A 20,143-nucleotide genomic window follows, 5' to 3' on the forward strand; every position below is an offset into this window, starting at 1 on the left:
GAGACACCCCGACCCGAAACCCGGGCCAAAAGGTGTCGCTTCAGAGCGACTTCAACAGCACCTTGGAGCGCCGAGCCTGGTTGTAGGCCTCGCGCTTGAGCCCGGGCAGCGCCTCGGTACTGGACAGCTCGAAGCCACGCTCGAAGAACCAGTGCGTGGTGTGGGTGGTCAGGGCGAAGAGCTGGGCGAACCCCTGGCGCCGGGCGCGGCGCTCGACTTCGCTGAGCAGCGTATCGCCGCGGCTGCCACGGCGGTAATCGGTGTGCACGGCGAGACACGCCAGCTCCCCCATCGCCGCTTCGGGGAAACGGTGCAGCGCGGCACAGCCGATGATCATGCCGTCGCGCTCGATCACCACGTAGTCGTCGATCTCGTGCTCGAGACGCTCGCGGGTCCGCGCTACCAGCATGCCGCGCGCCTCCAGCGGCTTGAGCAGCGCCAGCAGACCGCCAACGTCGTCCAGCACCGCCTGGCGCAGCTGTTCGTAGCGGTTCTGGGTGATCATGGTGCCCACCCCGTCGCGGGTGAAGAGCTCACCCAGCAGGGCGTCGTGGTCGTGCCACGAGAGCAGGTGGGTACGCGCCACGCCGTGGCGGGCCGCCTCGCAGGCGGCGCCGAGATGGCGCCACAGCTCGCTGCCGGGGTCGGCCTGCTGACGCAGGCTCTCCCCCTGGGCCGGGCCGAGCTGGCGCTGCAGCTGGCCGTCGTCATCGTGCAGCCCCGCCGATTCACCGAGCAGAATCAGCTTGTCGGCCTTCAGCGCCACGGCGACATGCTGGGCGATATCGGCGGCGTCGAGGTCGAACACCTCGCCGGTGCGCGAGTAGCCCAGCGGCGGCAGGATCACCAGATTGCCGCCGGCGAGCAGGCTCTCGATCGCCTGACTGCGCACCCGGCGCACCTCGCCACTGTGATCGAAGTCGACCCCGCCACGCACGCCCAGCGGCTTGGCGGTGACCAGGTTACCCGAGACCGCGGTGAGTTCGATCCCGTGCAGCGGCGTGTTGGGCAGCCCCAGCGAGAGTTGCGCCTCGATATCCAGACGCTGGCGCGAGGCGATGCGCTCGACGTGATCCATGATCGCGCGGTGGGCTACCCAGCGCCCTTCGACCCGCTCCACTTCGATGCCCTCGGCCTCCAGCGCCGCGCTCACCTGCGGGCGAATGCCATAGACCAGCACCAGACGCACGCCGAGCGTGTGCAGCAGCGCCAGATCCTGCAGCAGCTGGTCCCAGCGCGACGACGCCATCGCCGCCCCTTCGATCAGGATGACGAATGTCTTGCCGCGGTGGGCATTGATATAGGGGGACGAGTTACGGAACCAGTCGACGAAGGGAAAACGCGAATCCAATGGAGGGATGCTCCGGCAAGTGGGTTGGCTCGGGGGGCGAGCCATCACTATACCAGAGCGCCCCGCCCGCGCGTCGGCGCGGGCAAGGCCAGTTTTCGTGCCAGCGCTAGCCGAACATGCCCTTGAACATGAAGAAGAACATGATCGACAGCAGCGCCCCGGCGGGCAGCGTGATCAGCCACGAAAGGACGATCGAGCCGAGCACGCGCAGGTTGAGTGCGGCCATGCCGCGGGCCAGGCCGACACCCAGCACCGCGCCGACCAGGGTATGGGTGGTCGAGATCGGCAGCCCGGTACCCGACGCCAGCACCACCGTGGAGGCGGCGGAGAGCGTGGCGGCGAAACCGCGGCTCGGGGTGAGTTCGGTGATCCCGGTGCCCACCGTGGCGATCACCTTGTGGCCATAGGTGACCAGGCCGACCACGATACCGCCGCCACCCAGCACCAGCACCCACCACGGCATCGCCGCCGAGCCACCGACGTTGCCGGCACTCTCGACCACGCTGATCACCGCAGCCAGCGGACCGACCGCGTTGGCGACGTCGTTGGAGCCGTGGGCGAAGGCCATGGCACAGGCGGTGAACATCATCAGCACGCCGAAGATGCGCTCGACGCTGGAAAAATCGTACTGCCCACGCGAACGACGTTCGCCGCGGTTGATGCGGTTCTCGAGCAGTACCCCGAAGAGCATGATCACCACGCCGAAGGCGGTCGCCAGCAGCAGGCTCTCGCCGAAGCTCAGCGCGAGCCCGACGTGGGAGAGCCCCTTGACCAGGGTCACCATCGAGACGATGAAGCCGACCAGAAAGATGTAGCCGGGGACGTAGCGCTTGGCCGCCGCGAAGGGATCGGGGTTGTCGAAGATCAGCACCTGCACCGAGCGGAACAGCACATAGGCGAAGACCCCGGCGATCAGCGGCGACGTGATCCAGCTCAGGGCGATGGTGCCGACCGCCCCCCAGTGCACCGAGTCCACGCCCAGCCCGGCGATGGCGAAGCCGACGATGGCGCCGACGATCGAGTGGGTAGTAGAGACCGGCCACCCCTTCAACGACGCGATCATCAGCCAGGCCCCGGCCGCCAGCAGCGAGGCGAGCATGCCGTAGACCAGCATCTGCGGGTCCTGCTGCAGCAGGCTGGCGTCGATGATGCCCTTGCGAATCGTCTCGGTGACCTGGCCCCCGGCAAGCCAGGCGCCCAGGAACTCGAAGATCACCGCAATGATGATGGCCTGCCGGATCGTGATCGCCTTGGAGCCGACCGATGTTCCCATGGCATTGGCGACATCGTTGGCACCGACCCCCCAAGCCATGAAGAAGCCGAAAACACAGGCGAGAATGATGAAGACATCACCGTATTGCGCAATGATGGACATAGGCTCAGTTCGCTATGAGTGGCGTGACGAAGGCGTAAACAGAAGGCCCGCGATCAGCGGGCCGTCAGAATTTGCAAGCGGCTACCCACACGCTCGGCGCGGTCGGACAGCTCGCCGATCCATTCGATGATCTTGTAGAGGAAGATGACGTCGACCGGCGGCAGCTCGGCTTCGAGCTGGAACAGCTGGCGACGGATCGCGATCTGCTGGTCGTCGGCCTGGTGCTCGAGTTCGTGCAGTTCGCGGATGAGGTTCTGCATCACGTCGGCGACGTTGCGGCCGAACCCGGATTCGAGCAGGTCTTCGAGCTCTTCCAGCGCCTTGCGCGCCTGATCCACCGTGGCCACCGCCGTGCGCAGGTAATCGCGCATCGGCTCGGCCAGCGGGTCGGGGATATTCATGTTGCGGCCGAGCATGATGCCGGTGATATCGCGAGCCTTGTTGGCGATCTTGTCCTGCACGCTGATCAGTTCCAGCAGGTCGGAACGCGACACCGGCAGAAACATGGTATTGGGCAGGTTGAGGCGCAGCTGGGTCTTGAGCTCGTCCGCCTCGTGTTCGAGCTGGGTGATCGCCTCGCGGTAACCGCGCGCTGCATCCCAATCACCGCTCAGCGCCGCATCGAAGAACGGCAGGAGCTGACCGGCGCACTCGCTGGTCTTGACGATGTGGGCCAACAGCGGCTGGAACGGCGAACGTCCAAACAGTGCCGAGAACGGATTGGTACTCACCATAGCGTGGCCTGGATGCGTTGGAAGTGGCGGCGCCAGTATAATGATTGCACCTCGGGGCGTCATGAAAAATTCATGAACGCGACACGAAGGCTTACAGTTTCCCATTCAAGCCAACGCGGGAGCGCACATGAGCGACGAAATCGAACTCAAACTGGCGCTCGCCGAGTCCGCGCCGGCACGGCTGGCCGAGCATCCCCTGCTGCAGGGGCTGAGCGCCGCCGTCCACTCGCTGGGCAATCTCTACTACGACACCCCGGACGGCGAGCTGGAAGCGGCGCGGGTCGCCCTGCGCGTGCGCCGGATCGGTGAGCAGCGCGTGCAGACGCTCAAGAGCGCCGCCGTCAGCCGCGGCGGCCTGTCGAGCCGCGGCGAGTGGGAGTGGTCGCTCGACGACCGCCCGTGCAATGCCGCCGGGCTCGACGAAGCCGGGCTGCGCGAACTCGACCATCCGGCCCTGGCCGGCATCGATCTGACCCGCCTGCGCCCAGCCTTCACCACCGACTTCGAACGCCACACCTGGCGCTACCGCGAGGGCGAAGACGAGATCGAGATCGCCCTGGATCAGGGCGAGATCCGCGCCGACGGCGCGACCCTGCCGATCCGCGAACTGGAGCTGGAGCTGAAGGCAGGGGCACCGGAAGCGCTGTGGCAGCTGGCAGCCAGGCTGTGCCAGCCGGCCGACGAGCACGAGAGCGTGCACGAGAATGCCAGCGCGGCGGCGTCCACGCGCGGGACGCCGCTGGCAGCGCGCCCGGCCAACCACAGCAAGGCAAGCCGCGCCGGCGCCCTGCGCCAAGGCTGGCCGCGGCCGCCGGCGCATGAGCCGGAGGCGACCCTGGATACGCTGATCGAGGCGCTGGACACCTGGCAGGACAGCGGCGACCCCGCCTGGCTGCGCTGCGCCCAGACACGCCTGGCGGCCCTGGCCACGCGGGACGCCCACCCGGCACTGGCGACCCTCTCGGCCCCCCTGAGCGGCGGTGAGATGCCGTGGGCGAGTACGGCGTGGCTGGCACTGCGTCGGCTCGGCTGAAGGCTGAAGCGTGGGAGTAGAGGCGTGGGAGTAGAGGCTTGAGAGTAGCGGCGTGGAACCCTAGCCGGCGGCATCGTTGGCCGACGCGCCGGCCGCCGCCAGCGGTAGCGGCAGCTCGAACTGCTTGATCAGTTGCGCCATCGGCATCGGCCGAGCGTAGAAGAAACCCTGGATCTCGCGCACCCCCCACTCGCGCAGCATCGTCACCGTCTCCCAGTCCTCGACCCCTTCGACCACCACGCCGTGCTCGAGGCGCTGGCACAGCGCGACCACCGCTGCCAGGACGTGCTGCTTGCGCGGCAAGGTGTCCACATCCAGCACCAGGCTTCGGTCGATCTTGACCGTGTCCAGCGGCAGCGAGGTGAGCTGCGCCAGCGACGAGTAGCCGCTGCCGAAGTCATCCATCGCCACCTGGATGCCCGCGGCACGCATGCGCTCGAGTATGCGTGAGGCACGCACCGGATCGCTCAGCACCGCACTCTCGGTCACTTCGACCTGCAGCCGCGACTGCGGCACCGCGTGGCGCTCGCAGGCCGCCAGCATCAGATCGAGCAGACGCGAATCCATCAGCTGACGCGACGACAGATTGACGCTGATCAGAAAGTCATCGCCGAAGCGTGCGAGCATGCCCGGGTCGTTGAGGACCGGCAGTGCCTGATCCATCAGCATCTCCCAGAGCGGGGAGATCAGGCCGGTGCGCTCAGCCACCTCGATGAAGGTGCCCGGATTGACCAGTCCCTCGTCCGGGTCCTCCAGGCGCATCAGCGCCTCGAAACCCCGCGCCGTGCCGCTGACGATATCGACGATCGGTTGCAGGAAACAGCGCACACCGGCGTTGGCCAGCGCAGCGCGGATCAACTGCTCCGCATGCCCCTGCTGCCGCTCCCACTGGCGCAGCGACTCGCTGTAGTAGCAACGTGTGCCGACATCCGACTGGCGCGCGCTGGCCAGGGCCAGACGCGACTGATGGCGCCACTCTTCGGCGCTGGTGGCCTCTTGGGGGTTGACGATCGCCACCCCACTGACATGCGACATCCACACCAGACGCCCGCCGATCGCCACCGGTTCGGCGAACAGCGCCTCGACCGGCTCGAGCAGACGGTCGAGCTCGGCCACGGCATCGAGCTCCAGCACCATGGCGAAGGTGTGCTCGGGCAGCGCCATCAACGCGACCCGGGCGGGCAGGCGCTGGCGCAGCTTCTGCAACAGCGTACGCAGCGCGGCAATGGCGTGTTCGACCGCGGCGCCATCGAACAGCTGGGCGACGTTGAGCAGCTGGAACTTGACCAGCGATAACGGCGAGCGCGGCACACTGGCCAGTTTTTCCTGCAGCAACAGGTCGAGATAGGCGCCGTTGGGCAGGCCGGTGAGTGGGTCACCCAGGCGCTGTTCGGTGGTATCGCGCAGGGTGCCGGCCATGCGCAGCGCGCGGCCATGCCCATCACGCTGGCACAGCCCGCGGCACAGCATCATGCGCCAGGCACCGCGCGCGTTGCGCACGCGGTATTCGATATCGACCGCGTCGCTGAGTCCATCGAGATGCTGGTAGAGCGCACGCTCCACCGCCGGACGATCCGCGGCATGAATCAGTGCCAGCCAGCTCTCCAGGGATTGGCGAGTCTCGGCGGCGTGCTGCCCCAACATGCTGGCCCAGCGCGGCGACAGGGTGACTTGGCCCGAATCGATCTCCCACTCCCAGATGCCATCGTTGGAGGCACTCAGAATCAGGTTGAGGCGCTGGCTGCGCTCCTCGACCCGCGCTTCGAGCTCACGCCGGGCCTGCTCCAACTCGCCGATGGTGCGCCGCGCCGCATCGAGGGTGACGTTGTTGAGCCGGGCCAGCTCCTGGATCGCGATTTCGTCGCTGTCGGTATGGACGTCAAAGTCGAAGGAGCCGTCGACGGCCTGGTACAGCTGGTCGCCGATGGCGCCGATCTGGGCGATCAGACGTTCGTCGCGCGCCTCGGACGCGGCTTTCGATGATCCACTCATCACTGCGGGTCCTCGCGGTGCCTCATGTCACGATGCCTCATATCACGGTAGCTCATGTTCCGGCGTCGCATGTCGCGGCGCACTGCCGCACCACCCGGCGTGGATTCGCGATGGTCGATCCATAGTCTTTGATTGAATCCCCTCATGACCAAGGCTGCCTGAAAGAAGGTACACGGTTACACTGATTCGAGCGTGGCGGGCACCGCGGTGGCTCGTATCCAGCACAACGCGGTTGCCCGCTTGCGCAAGCCGTGCTTTCTCGGATTATCGGCCACGGCCGGCAGACGTTTAACGCCATCCGGGGCGCACGCGCTGGTGCTACCCCTTTGTCTCACCGTTTCACATACAGGGCATGCCCATCATGCAGTCCGGGGAATCCAACTTTCGCAAGCAGCTGTTCCAGATCATCTTCGAATCGGATACCCGCGCGGGCAAAACTTTCGACATCGTGCTGATCACGCTGATTCTGCTCAGTGTGATGGTGGTCTTCGTCGACAGCGTGCCCCACCTGCATCAGCGCTACGGTGAGTGGTTTCTCCTGAGCGAGTGGGTATTCACGCTGATCTTCACGTTCGAACTGGCGCTCCGGCTCTACTGCCTGGAACGCCCGCTGCGCTATCTGAAGAGCTTCTATGGCGTGCTCGACCTGCTCGCCATCCTCCCCACCTGGCTCAGCCTGTTTCTGCCCGGCGCCCAGTCACTGCTGGTCCTGCGTGTCCTGCGCGTCCTGCGGGTGTTCCGGGTCCTGCGCCTGATGGAGTTCGTCGGCGAGGGCCGCCTGCTACTGCAGGCGCTGCGCCGCAGCCAGCGCAAGATCCTGCTGTTTCTGATCACGGTGCTGCTGATCATCACCATCTTCGGCGCGCTGATCTACATGATCGAACCGCCGGAAGCCGGCTTCACCAGCATGCCGCGCTCGATGTACTGGGCGATCGTCACCCTGACCACCGTGGGCTATGGCGACATCGCCCCGGTCACCCCGGTCGGCCAGTTCATCTCCGCCTTCATGATGATACTCGGCTACTCGATCCTGGCGGTCCCCACCGGCGTGTTTTCGGCCGAGGTGATCCGCTCGATCCGCGATGAGCGCTACTCCGACGAAGCCTGCCCCGGCTGCGGCCACGAGGGCCATGAACGCGACTCGCGCTACTGCCGCCTGTGCGGCACCTGGCTCGACGAAGAGAGCGAGGACCCCAACGCACCCGAGGAGTCCGTGGAACAGGACAAGGCACCCGGGGACGACTGAACTTCGCCAGCATTGTAACTGTTTGTCATCATATTGTGATACTCGCCGTACAGACTCCCGAAGGCATTGACGTCTGCCCCCAGGAGCCTGCCATGAAACCGTTTCGCCTGACCCTTCGCAGCGGGCTGATCGCCCTGCTCGCCATCTTCGCCGTGCTCATCGGGCTGATCGGTGGCGGCAGCTATATCGCCATGAAACAGGCGCAAGCCGCCTTCTCCTCCGTCTACCACCTCAACGTCGAACGCCTGGGTACGGCACGCGCCATCTACGCCGACCTGATGCAGACCCGGGTCCTGCTCGACAGCTACCAGACCGACTACAACCGACTCAAGGTCAAGGCCGCCAAGGTGACCTGGGCCAAGGCCGAAACCACCTTCGCCCGTGCCCGCGAGACCCTCGACACGCTCGCGCCGGGACACAACGACGTGGATCTCAAGGCACGCTTCCAGGCGCTGGTCGATGACGGTATCCAGCCCGGCTTCAAGGCGCTCAAGGCCTGGAACCTGTCGGCCTACCAGGAGAGCGTCAAGCACACCAACACGCTCACCGACGAACTCGACCAGGCGCTCGATGCGCTGAATCAGGCCGGCGCCACCAATGCCAGTCAAAGCCTCACGGCCATGCAGCGCAACGTCGATGCGCTGGAGCTGGGCCTGGGCGTGGCGGCAATCATCACCCTGGCGCTGCTCGCGCTGGCCTTCTACAGCGTCAATCGTCACCTGCTGCATCCGCTGAGCCGGGTGCGCTCGCACCTGACCGGCATCGCTGCCGGCGATCTGGCCCAGCGCCTGGCCACCAGCGGCATGCGCGAGATGAGCCAGCTCAAGCAGGGGGTGGCGAAGATGCAGGCCTCGCTGACGGCGCTGGTCGCTCAGCTACAGCAGGAGAGCCACGCGCTGAGCGCCGACGCCCGCCGCCTGTCCCAGGCCAGTCACGCGCTCAACGACGAGAGCCAGCAGCAGGCCCAGGCGCTGCAGGAGACCTCGTCGAGCATGGAGCAGATCACTGCCGCCATCGGGCACACCGCCGAGCACTCAGAGCGCGGCCGCAATCTGGCCGACGAGAGCCGCCGACATCTCGACCATAGCGGCCAGCAGATGGCCACCGCGGTGAACGAGATGGAAGCCGCCCAGGCACGTTCCCAGGCCTCCCTCGAAGTGATCGCCATGATCGACTCGCTCGCCTACCAGACCAGTATGCTGGCGCTCAATGCCTCGGTGGAGGCCGCCCGGGCCGGTAACCACGGCCGCGGCTTTGCGGTGGTCGCCGCCGAGGTGAAGAATCTCGCGTCGCGCTCCTCGGAAGCGGCAAAGACCATCCGCGAGCAGATCGAGGGCACCCATCAGCAGGTCCAGCAAGGCGCCGATGTCCTCACCCAGGCCGGCCAGTCGCTGCATACCGCGGTCGACTCCAGCCGTCAGCTGAGCGAGCTGCTCGACAGTATCACCACCGCCTGCCAGCAGCAGCACGAGGGCATTGCGCAGATCGACCAGGCCATCGCCTCGATCGATTCGGCGACCCAGCGCAACGTCGAGCTGGCGGCGCAGACCCTGGATGCCACCCGTGACCTCGAGGCCCGGGCCCAGCGTCAGCGCGACAGCGTCGAGGCATTCCGGCTCGGCGCCGGGGAGACGCCGGACGCCGGCCCCGAACGGGAGACCGCCGTGGAATTCGATGGCGAAGCCGAGATGTCGCAGCGGACACCGGCCAACGACCCCAGCGCCGACGCGCACGCTGCCCGGCCGGCGGCCCGCCAGGCGCACGAACACCATCTGGAAGCGCTCTCGGTATAGCACGCCAGCCTGTCAGGCCGGCCACCTCAGCCGGCCACCTCAGCCGGCCAATATGACCGGATAATATGAACAACAGCCGTGGCCGGAACAGCGCGGCACGCCGGAAAGCGCCGCATGGTGCGGTTTGAAGCGCCGCCGGCGCTTCTCTATGGTAGCCGGGTCGCCCGCGACACGCGGGCATCGCCAATGTCAGGAGAGAACAAGATGACAATCAACGCCCATCTCAGCCGCGGTGTCGCCAGCGCCCTGCTGCTCGGAGGCCTGCTGTTCGCCGCCAATGCCAGTGCCGAGACGTCGAATACCGCAAGCGCCAGCGAGTGTGCGCCCAAGGAGTACGCCATGGCGCTGCGCTACCAGCAGCAATCCGCGGAGATCCAGGCACTGCAGCGTCAGAACTACGCCCTGGCCACGATGCGCCTGGCGCAGAAGATCGCCGCCCACCCCGATGCCACCAATCTGGCGATCATGACCGATCTCGACGAGACGGTGATCGACAACAGCGCGCTGCTGGTGCGCGACATGCAGGCATGTCACGACTTCACCACCTGGGATACCTGGAAGGTGTGGGAGCGCGAGGGGCATCCGCGTCTGATCCCCGGGGCACGGGCCTTCCTCGACTACGCCAACGCTCACGGTGTGACGATCTTCTACGTCTCCGACCGCTATCAGCAGAACAAGGCCGCCACGCTGGCGACGCTGAAGGCGCTGCGACTGCCTCAGGTCAACGACGCCCAGGTGCGCCTGCTGGGGCCCTCCAAGGCCAAGCGCCGCGCCGCCATCGAGCGCGACTATCAGCTGGTGCTGCAGCTCGGCGACTCCCTGGCCGACTTCTCCGGCGACTTCCACCACGCTGACCTGGCAACCCAGAAGCGTCTGGTGGCCGAGCAGGCGGCGCACTTCGGCGACGACTGGATCATGTTCCCCAATGCCAGCTACGGCAGCTGGAGCGACGCGACGCTGGAGGGCTGGGCGGCTCCGCTCAAGACGGATTGATCACGATAGGGCGGCCACGCCGGCCGCCAGGCGGGATGATCAAAACGCAGCGCCCCCGCCGGNNCCGGCGGGGGCGCTGGCTTTACAGGCACCGACTGTCGCTCGTGAATTGCCGCAGTGACGTATCGCGGCACGCGCCTCAGCGGAACGGCGCGGGGTCGCCGCGGCCCTCGCGGACCAGCGTCGGCGGAATGTCGCGCAGATCGACCACCGTGGTCGGCTCCAGATGGCAGGCGCCGCCATCGATGATCAGATCGATGTGCGCTCCGTAACGCTCGCGGATCTCCTCGGCGTCGGTCATCGGCAGCTCCTCGTCGACCGGGATCAGGGTCACGCTCATCAGCGGTTCACCGAGGGCCTCGAGCAGCGCATGGGTGATGCGGTGGTCGGGTACGCGTACACCGATCGAGCGCCGCTTGGGGTGCAGCAGCAGACGCGGCACTTCAGTGGTGGCGTTGAGAATGAAGGTATAGGGCCCGGGGGTGTGCGACTTGAGCAGGCGGAAGACGCTGTTGTCGACCTTGGCGTAGGTGCCGATCTCGGAAAGATCGGAGCAGACCAGGGTGAAGTTGTGGCGGTCGTCGAGCTGGCGCAGCCACTTGATCTTCTCGATCGCCTTCTTCTCGCCCAGGCAGCAGCCCAGCGCATAGCCGGAGTCGGTCGGATAGGCGACCACGCCACCCTGGCGCAGGATACCGATCGCCTGATCGATCAGGCGCTTCTGCGGATTCTGCGCGTGGATCTGGAAAAACTGGGTCATGTCGTGCCCTCCTTGGGGTCGGATCCCGCCACGGCCGCCGCGCGCTGGCGGCGCACCGGAATGACGCAAGGCGCCGCGAGCGGCGCCATTCACCGTCAGCGTAACAGATGGCGCGCCTGGCGCCTGCCGCTAAGACTCAGGTTGAAGAGGGTTCCGCCAGAGACGGCTCGGTGGGAGACGGCTCGATAGGCGTGACGAAATCGGCCAGGGCGGGATGCGCCCACACCGGACGCACATGCGAGCGCGGCGCCGGGCTCAGGGTGCCTGGCGCCAGCGCACCGCCAGGGAAGTGAAAGTCGCTGCCGAGCGAGCCGTAGAGCTCATGGTGCGCGAGCTGGCGCGAGAGGTCGAAGGTGGTATCGCGATTCTGGTAACCACTCACTAACTCCGCAGCCTGCCCACCAGCGCCGATAAAGGCCTCGAACAGCAGGTCGCGCTTGCGCCGGGTCATGCCGTAGCGCAGCGGATGCGCGACCACGGCGACACCGCCAGCCTCGACGATCCAGCCGACCACCGTCTCGAGCGCCGGCCAGTGGGTCTTGACGTCACCGCGCTTGCCGGCCCCCAGGTAGCGCTTGAACGCCGCCTGGCGGTCCGCCGCCAGCCCGGCATCGACCAGCGCCTGGGCGAAATCGGGCCGCCCCAGTGGGCGCTCACTTCCGGCGATCGCCCGCGCCCGCGCCAGGGCGTCGTCGAGTCCCAGCTTCTCCAGCCGCCGGGCGATCTCCTCGGCACGCCGCACCCGCGCCTCGGCCAGCCCCACGAGGCTGACGTCGAATGCCGCACTCGGCCCCTGGGGCAGCAGCGCCACGACATGAATCGTCATGCCGCGCCACTGACACGACAGCTCGCTGGCGCAGAGCAGGCGCATGCCGTGGTGGGCGCAGCGCTCGCGCGCCTCCGCGACCCCGGCCAGGGTGTCGTGGTCGGTCAACGCGATATGCGAAAGCCCCTTGGCATGGCATAGATCCACCAGCTCGGTGGGCGTGAGCCGGCCATCGGAGGCGCTGGAGTGCAGGTGCAGATCGATGCCGCGAGCCTCGTCCAGCGAGGTGGCGGCGGTCAACGGCGCTCGTTCGGACGGCGCGGCAGTCTTCTCGGAATCGCTGGCAGCAACGGACATGGGCATGACGCCGGGGGGCGTCTTTGTCAGAATAGGCCGCACATGGTGAGGGCCGCCGCCGTCGCGGTCAATCCGCGCCCCGCCCTCTCGGAGCCCTGCGCATGAAACTGCTGTTCGACTTCCTACCCATCGCGATCTTCTTCGCCGTCTACCATCTGACCGGCGATATCATCACGGCCACCGCCATCCTGATCCCCGCCACCGTGATCCAGCTCGGCGTGGTGTGGTGGCGCCAGCGGCGCATCGAGAAGATGCTGCTGATCACCTCGATCATCGTGATCGCCTCCGCCGGGGCCACCATCGCCTTCCGCGATCCGGCGTTCATCCAGTGGAAGCCGACCGTGATCAACGCCCTGTTCGGCGTCGCCTTCCTGTTCTCGCCGCTGTTCGGCGGCCAGACCCTGGCGCAGCGCATGATGGGCAAGGCGGTGTCACTGCCGGCGGCGGTCTGGCGGCGTCTCAATCTCGCCTGGGTGCTGTTCTTCTTCGCCATGGCGATCCTCAACGTCTTCGTCTTCACCCACTACGACGAAGCGACCTGGGTCGACTTCAAGCTGTTCGGCATGCTCGGACTGACGCTGCTGTTCGTGGTCGGACAAGCGCTGTTCCTGGCACGTCACATGTCCCGTTCCACCCCTGAGGAGCCCTCCTGATGCGCTACGCCATCATCGGTCACGACAACGATTCGAGCCTTGCACAGCGCCGCGAAGCGCGCCCGGCGCACCTGGCGCGGCTGGAAGCGCTGCGCGACGACGGCCGCCTGATCCTGGCCGGCCCCTTCCCCGCCATCGACGGCGAGGACCCGGGCGAAGCCGGCTTCAGCGGCAGTCTGATCGTGGCCGAGTTCGAGTCGCTGGAAGCCGCCCGGGCCTGGGCCGACGCCGACCCCTACGTCGCCGCCGGCGTCTACGCCAAGGTCGAGGTCAAACCGTTCAAGCACGTGCTGCCCTGAACCGCCGAGCGTTATCCACAAGTCTTCGGTGAGGGCTTTTTCACAGCTGCTGTGGATAACGTTGTGAAGATCCCGCGGACGCCTTTCGCTGCCCCGGAAACGACGTCCGCTGGCGCGAGTCGATCATTTTTTGATCACCTCCGCGCAAAAACCCGGCCACTGCGAGACCTTCTCCCCCATGACCGACGATCGACTCGCCGTCTTCGGCGAGCGCCTGGAGCCAGCGGAACTCGACTGGCGCCAGGATGCCGCGCAGCAGGAAGCGCCCTTCTCGACCCGCTACGACGACGTCTACTTCTCCCGCGACAACGGCCGCGCGGAGACGCAGTTCGTGTTCCTCGACAACAACGAGCTGCCGCGCCGCTTCCGCACCTGGGACACCGCACGCCCCTTCGTGATCGGCGAGACCGGCTGCGGCACCGGGCTCAATCTGCTGTGCGCCTGGGCGTGCTTCGAACAGCACGCCCCTGCCGCGGCGCGGCTGCATCTGATCTCTACCGAGAAGCACCCGCTCTCGCGCGAGGCGTTGCAGCGGGTGTGGCAGAGCTGGCCGGACTTCGCCACCCGTGCCCAGGCCCTGATCGCGCAGTGGCCGCAGCCGGTACCGGGCGTCCACCGCCTGCGCCTCTCGCCGCGGGTGACCCTGGATCTGCACTTCGGCGATGCCGCCGCCTGCCTGGCGCGGCTCGACGGCCAGGTGGATGCCTGGTTCCTGGATGGCTTCGCCCCGGCCAAGAACCCCGACATGTGGCAGCCGGCGCTGTTCGCCGCGCTGGCCTCGGCCAGCCGTCCGGGCGCCACCTTCGCCACCTTCACCTGTGCCGGGCTGGTCCGACGCGGCCTCGCCGCCGAGGGCTTCCGCTGGCGCAAGGTGCCCGGGTTCGGCCGCAAGCGCGAGATGCTGCGCGGTGAATGGCAGCCCGATGGGCTGACAGCCCCGCACGCTTCACAGTGCCCGACACGGCGCTCCGAGCCGCGCGCGGCCACGCCCTGGTTCATCCCGCCGCCGCCGCGCCCCGCCCAGCATGTGGCAGTGATCGGCGCCGGTATCGCCGGCACCAGCGTGGCCGAGGCGCTGGCGCGCCGCGGTAGCCGGGTCAGCCTGATCGACCGCGGGGGTATCGCCAGCGGCGCCTCGGGCAATCCACAGGCGGCGCTCTACGTGAAACTGGCGGCGGAGACCAACCGGCAGAGCCGCTTCTACCTGGCTGCCCTGCTCTACGTGCAGCGCTGGCTGGCGACCCTCGACCCGGAACGCAGCCTGTGGCGCGATAGCGGCCTGCTGCAGCTCGCCATCGGCGAACGCGAGCAGCGCCGCCAGCAGCGCTTCCTGGACAACTACGTTCTACCCGAGACGCTGGTCAGCGGCTGCGATGCGGCCCGCGCCAGCGAGCTGGCAGGCACGCCGCTGGCGCATTCGGCGCTGGCCTACCCGCTGGCGGGCTGGGTCGACCCGGCGGCGCTGTGCCAGCGGCTGGCGGCGACACCGGGGGTCGAGTACCGCCGTGCGACGCTAGACTCGCTCGAAGCCATCGACGCGGGCTGGCAGCTCGCGCTTTCCGATGGCCAGCTGCAGGTGGATCAAGTGGTGTTCGCCAGCGGCCATGCCAGTGGTGCCTGGCTCGACGGCCTGCCGCTGCAGCAGGTACGCGGCCAGATCGCGAGCCTGCCGTGGACGGCACCGGACGCCCCGGCGCAGGTGCTGTGCGGCGAGGGCTATGTGCTGCCGCCCTACGCGGGCAGGCTCACCTTCGGCGCCACCTTCACCCCCAACGATGGCGATACGCGCCTGCGCGAGGCCGACCAGCAGCGCAACCTGGATGAGCTTTCGCGCACCGCCCCGGCGCTGCACGCCACGCTCTGCGCCGACGGCGAGGCGGCGGCCCTGGCCGCGCTCGACGGTCGCGCCAGCGTGCGCGCCGCCAGCCCCGACAAGACACCCTACGCCGGGCCGCTGCCAGACAGCGCCGGATGGCGGCAGGAGTACGCCGCGCTGGCCAAGGATGCGCGGCAGCGCTTCACCACCCCCGGTCGTCACCACCCGGGGCTCTGGGTCAGCACCGCCCACGGTTCCCGCGGGCTGGTCAGCGCACCGCTGTGCGCCGAGCTGATCGCCTCTCGCCTTCACGACGAGCCGCTGCCGCTGGAGCGCGAGCTGGTGGACCATCTGCACCCGGGGCGGCGGCTGATCGCCGAGCTGATCCGGCAGACGTGAGTGGCGGCCCGCCATCGCGGGCCCCGCTATCGGTCACCTGAAGCTGTCGGTCGCCTTGCGCCATCGATAGCCTGGGCCGGTCGAGGGGTCTTGAAAAGAAGTCGCTCAGGGGGCCGGCGTACCGCCCAGCCGCGCCAGCGTCTCGGCGTCGAGGCAGCGGTAGGTGAAGGAGGGGCGGCCGATATGGCCGTAGTGGAAGGACTCTTCGAGCACGCCCTGGTCCACCAGATGCTTGAGGTACTTGCGCACCGACACCCGCGACATCCCGGTATCCTCGCTCAGCGCCTCGGTGGTGAAGGTCGCTTCGTGGTGCTCGGCGGCGGCTCGCGCCACCTGTGACAGCGAATTGAGGGTGAGCCCCTTGGGCAGGTCGCCCGGGCGCTGGGGCGGCGCCGCGACGGCGCCATCGCGGCGGAACAGCGCGTCGACGTCGCGCTGGTGAGCGCGCGCCGGCAGTCCGGCCAGCCGCCGATGGGTATCCAGACAGTGGCTCAGCGCCTCCTGGAAGCGCTGGAACTCGAACGGCTTGACCAGGTAGTCGTCGACGCCCAGGTGCTTGGCCTCACGCACCGTCTCCATCTCCGAGGCCGCGGTGATCAGGATGATCTGGATATCACGGGCCTGGCGGCGCAGCTCGCGCACCAGTGCCAGGCCGTTGTGCTCACGCAGATAGACATCGAGCAGCAGCAGATCGACGGGCTCGCGTTGCAGCACGTCCCGCGCGGCGGGCAGATCCTCGCACTGGGCGACCAGGCTGGCCCCCTCGATACGATTGAGAAACTCGACGTTGAGCCGCATGACCATCGGGTCGTCTTCTACCACCAGTACACGCATGCTCATGTCACTCCGTCGGTAATCCAGGATGGGGCTACCGCGTAGGGTAATGTCACCTCGACCAGGGTGCCACGTCCGGGGGTGGAATAGATCGCCAGATGGCCGCCGCGGGAGTCGACGTGGGCCCGCACCATCGCCAGACCGTAGCCGCGCCCCTCGCCCTTGGTCGACACCCCCTGCTCCAGCACCTCGCCGCGCTGGGCCGCGTCCATGCCGCAACCGCTGTCGGCTACGTGCAGCGACAGCGCCCCGGCATCCAGCCCCAGGGTCAGGGTGACATGGCGCTCGTCGCGCCCGGCGACCGCTTCGAAGGCGTTCTCCAGCAGATTGCCGATGATCGTCACCAGCAGGTGGCACACCTCCTCCTCGGCCGCCGCCGGGATATCGCTCTCCAGCTCGACCTCAAGTTCGATGCGCCGCTCCCGCGCCTCGCTGCCCTTGGCCAGCAGAAAGCCCGCCAGCACCGGGTCCTTGACACCCGAAACGCGCGCCGCAGCGGGGGCGATCAGAGTATCGTCGAGTTCGTGCAGGTAGCGTTCGAGGCGCCCCAGGTCGCGCAGCTGGACCAGCCCCAGGATCACGTGCAGGCGGTTCTTGAACTCATGGGTGGAAGCCCGCAGCGCCTGGGCGTAGCGGCTGACTCCGGTCAGCTCCTCGGCCAGGCGGTTGACCTCGCTGCGATCGCGCAGGGTCACCACGCTGCCGCCGCCGCGGGTCTCGTCACCCTGCACCGCGCCGCGCTCGGTGGCCGCCTCACGCCCACGGCGGCGGGGGCGGGCCCCCTCACGGATCAGCACCCGGTTGACGATCAGCGCGCGCCCGTTGAGGGTCAGCCGCTGGTTGAGCGCCGGGGTGCCGTCGCCGAACAGCTGGGCCAGGGTGGTGGCGGGCACGTCGGCGGCGGGTGCCGCCCCTACCGGCGCCAGGAGCTCGCGGGCCGCCGGATTGATCAGGCTCAGTTCACCGCCGGCATCGATCGCCAGCACCCCCTCGTGGAGCGATGCCAGCAGCGCCTGGCGCTCCTGCACCCACTGCGAGATCTGATGCGGCTCGAAGCCGAGCAGGATGCGCTTGATGTAGCGCGCCAGCCACCAGGCGCCGAGACCGCCGACGAGCATCAGCAGCAGGGTGCCCAGCAGCACCACCTGGCGCTTCTCGGCCAGCAGCAGCCCGACCCGGGAGAGGGTGACACCGGTGGCCACCGCACCGATCACCCGGCCGTCGTCGGCACGCACCGGGGCGAAGCCGCGGATGCTCACCCCGAGCGTGCCCTCGGAGCGCGATACATAGGATTCGCCCGCCAGCGCCGGCCCCTCGTCACCGCCGCGGAAGTGGCGCCCCACCTCACGGGGATCGGGGTGGGTGAGACGCAGATGGTCGCGATCCATCACGGTGATGAAGTCGACCCCCAGGCGCTCGCGCAGACGTTCGATGTGCTGGCGCAGGGCCGAGTCGGCATCATGAACGACCGGCGTGGCTTCGAGCGCCCGGCGGATGTCGCTGCGGTCGGCGAGTACCGCCGCCAGCCCCATCACCCGCTCACCCTGGGCGCGCTCGAGGTTCGCCTTGAGCTGGTAGTCGAACAGCAGGAAAGCCACCCCCAGGGTCAGCACGATCATGCTGGCGACGAGGATGAAGATCTGGGCACTGAGACGCAGTCGTTTCACGATGGCTATCCGAGGGTGGCACGGGCAAATCGGGGGGTGTGATGTCGGATCACGGCTCGAGGCTGACGTTTTAGCCCCCTCGTTCTCGATGCCGTGGTTTTAGACCAAGGGGGTATTCCCCGGCCAGGCGCTTTGTGCCGGCACCGCGCCGCTCCCTTTCAATATTTTATTAAGGCTTAGTTAACTTCAGAAAGTTTGGCCGCCGCCGCCTCGCTTCTTATCCTGCTGCCTACCCGCCCGGCAGGGCGCGCAATTCTGGGAGTGAACCATGACCGCAACCGTGACGCAAAACGCTCACGCCGAGTCGGCCCGACCGCGCCACTGGCTGTCGACGCCGATCTTCGGCATTCCGCTACCGCTGTTCGCCATCGCCACGCTGGTGCTGATCGCCGCCATCGCCACGGATACGATTCCCACCGGCATGATCGGCGCGCTGCTGGTGATGATGATCTTCGGCGAGCTGCTCGGCTTCCTCGGCGACCGCCTGCCGATCATCAAGAGCTATCTCGGCGGTGGCGCGATTCTCGCCATCTTCGGTGCCGCGGCGCTGGCCTACGTCAACTGGCTGCCCACCGATGTCACCGACAACGTCACCCAGTTCATGAAGAGCGGCGGCTTTCTCAACTTCTACATCGCCGCGCTGATCACCGGCAGCATCCTGGGCATGGACTCCAAGGTGCTGGTCAAGGTCGGCTCGCGCTACGCCCTGCCGCTGACCTGCGCGGTGCTGTTCGCGGCGCTGTTCGCGGTGGCAGTGGGCTGGCTGCTGGGCTTCTCGCCGCAGGATGCGGTGGTGGTGATCACGTTGCCGATCATGGGCGGCGGCATGGGCGCCGGCGCGGTGCCGATGAGCCAGATCTACGAGCAGCTCCTGGGTCAGCCGGCGAGCTACTACATCTCGATCCTGGTCCCGGCACTGGCGCTGGGCAACGTCTTCGCCATCATCATTGCCGGCCTGCTCAACGGTCTGGGCAACCGGATGCCGAGCCTGACCGGCAACGGGCAGATGATGCCGGGGGTGGAGATCGAAGAGCGCGAGAGCAATCCCGACCTCTCCAAGCTGGGCATCGGCCTGGTCGCGGCGCTGACCTTCTTCGTCGCCGGCGAGATCCTGGGTGACTTCATTCCGCTGCACCCCTACGCGCTGATGATCGTGCTGGTTGCCGTGCTCAAGATCGTCAACGTGGTGCCGGAGTCGGTCAACGAAGCCGCGGCGCAGTGGTTCAAGTTCGTCGCCAAGAACTGGACCTTTGCCCTGCTGTTCGGTATCGGCATCGCCTACACCGATCTCGGCCAGGTCATCGACGCCATCTCGGTCACCTACGTCCTGATCGTCTTCGCGGTGGTCGCCGGTGCGGCCTTCGGCGCCGGGCTGGTGGGCAAGCTGGTCGGTTTCTATCCGATCGAATCGGCCATCACCGCCGGCCTGTGCATGGCCAACATGGGCGGCACCGGCGACGTCGCCGTGCTCTCCGCGGCCAAGCGCATGCAGCTGATGCCGTTCGCGCAGATCTCCTCACGCCTCGGCGGCGCCTTGATCCTGCTGATCTCGAGCATTGTGGTGCCGCTGTTCTTCACCTAGGTTCGTACGAAAACTGCCTGCGCTCGGCAATACGGCGTTAAAAATCGGCTCAAAATGCTCATTTACACCCCGTAAACTCCGCGTTTTCGCCGATTTCTGCCTTGTCTTGCCTTCGCTCGCCGACTTTTCGTACGAGCCCTAGACTTCGGGTGAATGCAGTGAAAAACGGCGCCTGCGGGCGCCGTTGTCATTTGTGGCGTTCATTCACGCGCCAGACGACCTAACAGTCGCCCTCCTCCTCGTCGTCGGCCACGGCGCGACCGAAGCTTTGCCACTGGGCCAGCGTCATCACTTCGGTCGACTCGGTCTGCAGATCGTGGACGATCAGCAGCTCGCCGCGTTCGAGCTGGCGCCGAAGCTCGCGCACCCAGTCGTGCATGTCGCTGGCGACGTCGGTGGTGTCGTATCCCTGACGGGTAACGAAGGTCTCGAGCAGCGCATCCAGCGTCTGTGCCGGCAGCATGCGGTGGGGGACTTCGACGAAACGGCTCAT

At 67.4% G+C, this 20,143-nt stretch carries 17 protein-coding genes; 8 read left to right on the plus strand and 9 right to left on the minus strand.

Annotated elements, in window-relative coordinates; all coding sequences use genetic code 11:
• Positions 1 to 40: 40 nt before the first annotated feature.
• The 3 genes from argA to DOM67_RS07860 all read right to left on the minus strand — a co-directional run bounded on the left by argA (position 41) and on the right by DOM67_RS07860 (position 3,460).
• Positions 41 to 1,351: an amino-acid N-acetyltransferase gene (gene argA / locus DOM67_RS07850; RefSeq protein WP_110675073.1), complete on the minus strand. Its 1,311-nt coding sequence runs from the start codon at positions 1,349 to 1,351 to the stop codon at positions 41 to 43.
• Positions 1,352 to 1,457: 106 nt separating this feature from the next.
• The gene (locus tag DOM67_RS07855; protein WP_110675074.1) at positions 1,458 to 2,726 is read right to left on the minus strand and encodes an inorganic phosphate transporter; all 1,269 of its coding nucleotides are present in this window, start codon (positions 2,724 to 2,726) and stop codon (positions 1,458 to 1,460) included.
• A gap of 53 nt (positions 2,727 to 2,779) precedes the next feature.
• Positions 2,780 to 3,460: a TIGR00153 family protein gene (locus DOM67_RS07860; protein WP_110675075.1), complete on the minus strand. Its 681-nt coding sequence runs from the start codon at positions 3,458 to 3,460 to the stop codon at positions 2,780 to 2,782.
• Between the two features lie 127 nt (positions 3,461 to 3,587).
• Between DOM67_RS07860 and DOM67_RS07865 the strand changes: the two genes are divergently transcribed.
• Positions 3,588 to 4,493 (plus strand): CYTH domain-containing protein, encoded by a 906-nt coding sequence (locus DOM67_RS07865; protein WP_110675076.1) that lies wholly within the window; start codon positions 3,588 to 3,590, stop codon positions 4,491 to 4,493.
• A 60-nt stretch (positions 4,494 to 4,553) separates the two neighbouring features.
• Here DOM67_RS07865 and DOM67_RS07870 read toward each other — a convergent pair whose 3' ends face one another.
• Positions 4,554 to 6,485 (minus strand): EAL domain-containing protein, encoded by a 1,932-nt coding sequence (locus DOM67_RS07870; RefSeq protein ID WP_110675077.1) that lies wholly within the window; start codon positions 6,483 to 6,485, stop codon positions 4,554 to 4,556.
• A gap of 361 nt (positions 6,486 to 6,846) precedes the next feature.
• On the opposite strand from DOM67_RS07870, the gene DOM67_RS07875 reads away from it, so the two are divergent.
• The 3 genes from DOM67_RS07875 to DOM67_RS07885 all read left to right on the plus strand — a co-directional run bounded on the left by DOM67_RS07875 (position 6,847) and on the right by DOM67_RS07885 (position 10,517).
• Positions 6,847 to 7,731 (plus strand): ion transporter, encoded by an 885-nt coding sequence (locus DOM67_RS07875; RefSeq protein ID WP_232825175.1) that lies wholly within the window; start codon positions 6,847 to 6,849, stop codon positions 7,729 to 7,731.
• A gap of 92 nt (positions 7,732 to 7,823) precedes the next feature.
• Complete coding sequence (locus DOM67_RS07880) at positions 7,824 to 9,524, plus strand: methyl-accepting chemotaxis protein (protein ID WP_110675079.1); 1,701 nt, start codon at positions 7,824 to 7,826, stop codon at positions 9,522 to 9,524.
• A gap of 204 nt (positions 9,525 to 9,728) precedes the next feature.
• Complete coding sequence (locus tag DOM67_RS07885; protein ID WP_110675080.1) at positions 9,729 to 10,517, plus strand: HAD family acid phosphatase; 789 nt, start codon at positions 9,729 to 9,731, stop codon at positions 10,515 to 10,517.
• A 139-nt stretch (positions 10,518 to 10,656) separates the two neighbouring features.
• Here DOM67_RS07885 and DOM67_RS07890 read toward each other — a convergent pair whose 3' ends face one another.
• Entirely contained in the window at positions 10,657 to 11,277 is a 621-nt protein-coding gene (locus tag DOM67_RS07890; RefSeq protein WP_110675081.1) for an L-threonylcarbamoyladenylate synthase, read from the minus strand.
• A 136-nt stretch (positions 11,278 to 11,413) separates the two neighbouring features.
• Positions 11,414 to 12,343 (minus strand): PHP domain-containing protein, encoded by a 930-nt coding sequence (locus DOM67_RS07895; RefSeq protein ID WP_232825176.1) that lies wholly within the window; start codon positions 12,341 to 12,343, stop codon positions 11,414 to 11,416.
• Between the two features lie 158 nt (positions 12,344 to 12,501).
• On the opposite strand from DOM67_RS07895, the gene DOM67_RS07900 reads away from it, so the two are divergent.
• From DOM67_RS07900 to mnmC, 3 genes are all read left to right on the plus strand, one after another.
• Complete coding sequence (locus DOM67_RS07900; RefSeq protein ID WP_110675083.1) at positions 12,502 to 13,053, plus strand: septation protein A; 552 nt, start codon at positions 12,502 to 12,504, stop codon at positions 13,051 to 13,053.
• Positions 13,053 to 13,352: a YciI family protein gene (locus tag DOM67_RS07905; protein WP_110675084.1), complete on the plus strand. Its 300-nt coding sequence runs from the start codon at positions 13,053 to 13,055 to the stop codon at positions 13,350 to 13,352. The genes DOM67_RS07900 and DOM67_RS07905 overlap by 1 nt, the downstream gene beginning before the upstream one ends.
• A 178-nt stretch (positions 13,353 to 13,530) precedes the next feature.
• Positions 13,531 to 15,567 carry a bifunctional tRNA (5-methylaminomethyl-2-thiouridine)(34)-methyltransferase MnmD/FAD-dependent 5-carboxymethylaminomethyl-2-thiouridine(34) oxidoreductase MnmC gene (mnmC, locus tag DOM67_RS07910; protein ID WP_110675085.1) on the plus strand — a complete coding sequence of 679 codons (2,037 nt, stop codon included), beginning with the start codon at positions 13,531 to 13,533 and terminating at the stop codon, positions 15,565 to 15,567.
• A gap of 105 nt (positions 15,568 to 15,672) precedes the next feature.
• On the opposite strand, the gene DOM67_RS07915 is transcribed toward mnmC, so the two are convergent.
• Both DOM67_RS07915 and DOM67_RS07920 read right to left on the minus strand, forming a co-directional pair.
• Positions 15,673 to 16,407, minus strand: a complete 735-nt coding sequence (locus DOM67_RS07915) for a response regulator (RefSeq protein ID WP_232825177.1) — start codon at positions 16,405 to 16,407, stop codon at positions 15,673 to 15,675.
• Positions 16,404 to 18,068: an ATP-binding protein gene (locus tag DOM67_RS07920; protein ID WP_232825178.1), complete on the minus strand. Its 1,665-nt coding sequence runs from the start codon at positions 18,066 to 18,068 to the stop codon at positions 16,404 to 16,406. Before DOM67_RS07920 ends, DOM67_RS07915 begins: the two co-directional genes overlap by 4 nt.
• A gap of 268 nt (positions 18,069 to 18,336) precedes the next feature.
• Between DOM67_RS07920 and DOM67_RS07925 the strand changes: the two genes are divergently transcribed.
• Positions 18,337 to 19,650 carry a 2-hydroxycarboxylate transporter family protein gene (locus tag DOM67_RS07925; protein WP_110675087.1) on the plus strand — a complete coding sequence of 438 codons (1,314 nt, stop codon included), beginning with the start codon at positions 18,337 to 18,339 and terminating at the stop codon, positions 19,648 to 19,650.
• Between the two features lie 220 nt (positions 19,651 to 19,870).
• Here DOM67_RS07925 and DOM67_RS07930 read toward each other — a convergent pair whose 3' ends face one another.
• On the minus strand, positions 19,871 to 20,143 hold the full coding sequence (locus DOM67_RS07930) for a YheU family protein (RefSeq protein ID WP_110675088.1): 273 nt from the start codon (positions 20,141 to 20,143) through the stop codon (positions 19,871 to 19,873).

The sequence above is a fragment of the Salinicola sp. RZ23 genome (assembly GCF_003206675.1).
GTDB lineage: Bacteria > Pseudomonadota > Gammaproteobacteria > Pseudomonadales > Halomonadaceae > Salinicola > Salinicola endophyticus.

Excerpts from the sequence above, each read along its gene's own strand:
- DOM67_RS07855 (WP_110675074.1), bottom strand. The coding sequence starts at position 2,726 with ATGTCCATCATTGCGCAATACGGTGATGTCTTCATCATTCTCGCCTGT.
- DOM67_RS07860 (WP_110675075.1), bottom strand. The coding sequence starts at position 3,460 with ATGGTGAGTACCAATCCGTTCTCGGCACTGTTTGGACGTTCGCCGTTC.
- DOM67_RS07865 (WP_110675076.1), top strand. The coding sequence starts at position 3,588 with ATGAGCGACGAAATCGAACTCAAACTGGCGCTCGCCGAGTCCGCGCCG.
- DOM67_RS07870 (WP_110675077.1), bottom strand. The coding sequence starts at position 6,485 with ATGAGTGGATCATCGAAAGCCGCGTCCGAGGCGCGCGACGAACGTCTG.
- DOM67_RS07875 (WP_232825175.1), top strand. The coding sequence starts at position 6,847 with ATGCAGTCCGGGGAATCCAACTTTCGCAAGCAGCTGTTCCAGATCATC.
- DOM67_RS07880 (WP_110675079.1), top strand. The coding sequence starts at position 7,824 with ATGAAACCGTTTCGCCTGACCCTTCGCAGCGGGCTGATCGCCCTGCTC.
- DOM67_RS07885 (WP_110675080.1), top strand. The coding sequence starts at position 9,729 with ATGACAATCAACGCCCATCTCAGCCGCGGTGTCGCCAGCGCCCTGCTG.
- DOM67_RS07890 (WP_110675081.1), bottom strand. The coding sequence starts at position 11,277 with ATGACCCAGTTTTTCCAGATCCACGCGCAGAATCCGCAGAAGCGCCTG.
- DOM67_RS07900 (WP_110675083.1), top strand. The coding sequence starts at position 12,502 with ATGAAACTGCTGTTCGACTTCCTACCCATCGCGATCTTCTTCGCCGTC.
- DOM67_RS07905 (WP_110675084.1), top strand. The coding sequence starts at position 13,053 with ATGCGCTACGCCATCATCGGTCACGACAACGATTCGAGCCTTGCACAG.
- mnmC (WP_110675085.1), top strand. The coding sequence starts at position 13,531 with ATGACCGACGATCGACTCGCCGTCTTCGGCGAGCGCCTGGAGCCAGCG.
- DOM67_RS07915 (WP_232825177.1), bottom strand. The coding sequence starts at position 16,407 with ATGAGCATGCGTGTACTGGTGGTAGAAGACGACCCGATGGTCATGCGG.
- DOM67_RS07925 (WP_110675087.1), top strand. The coding sequence starts at position 18,337 with ATGACCGCAACCGTGACGCAAAACGCTCACGCCGAGTCGGCCCGACCG.
- DOM67_RS07930 (WP_110675088.1), bottom strand. The coding sequence starts at position 20,143 with ATGAGCCGTTTCGTCGAAGTCCCCCACCGCATGCTGCCGGCACAGACG.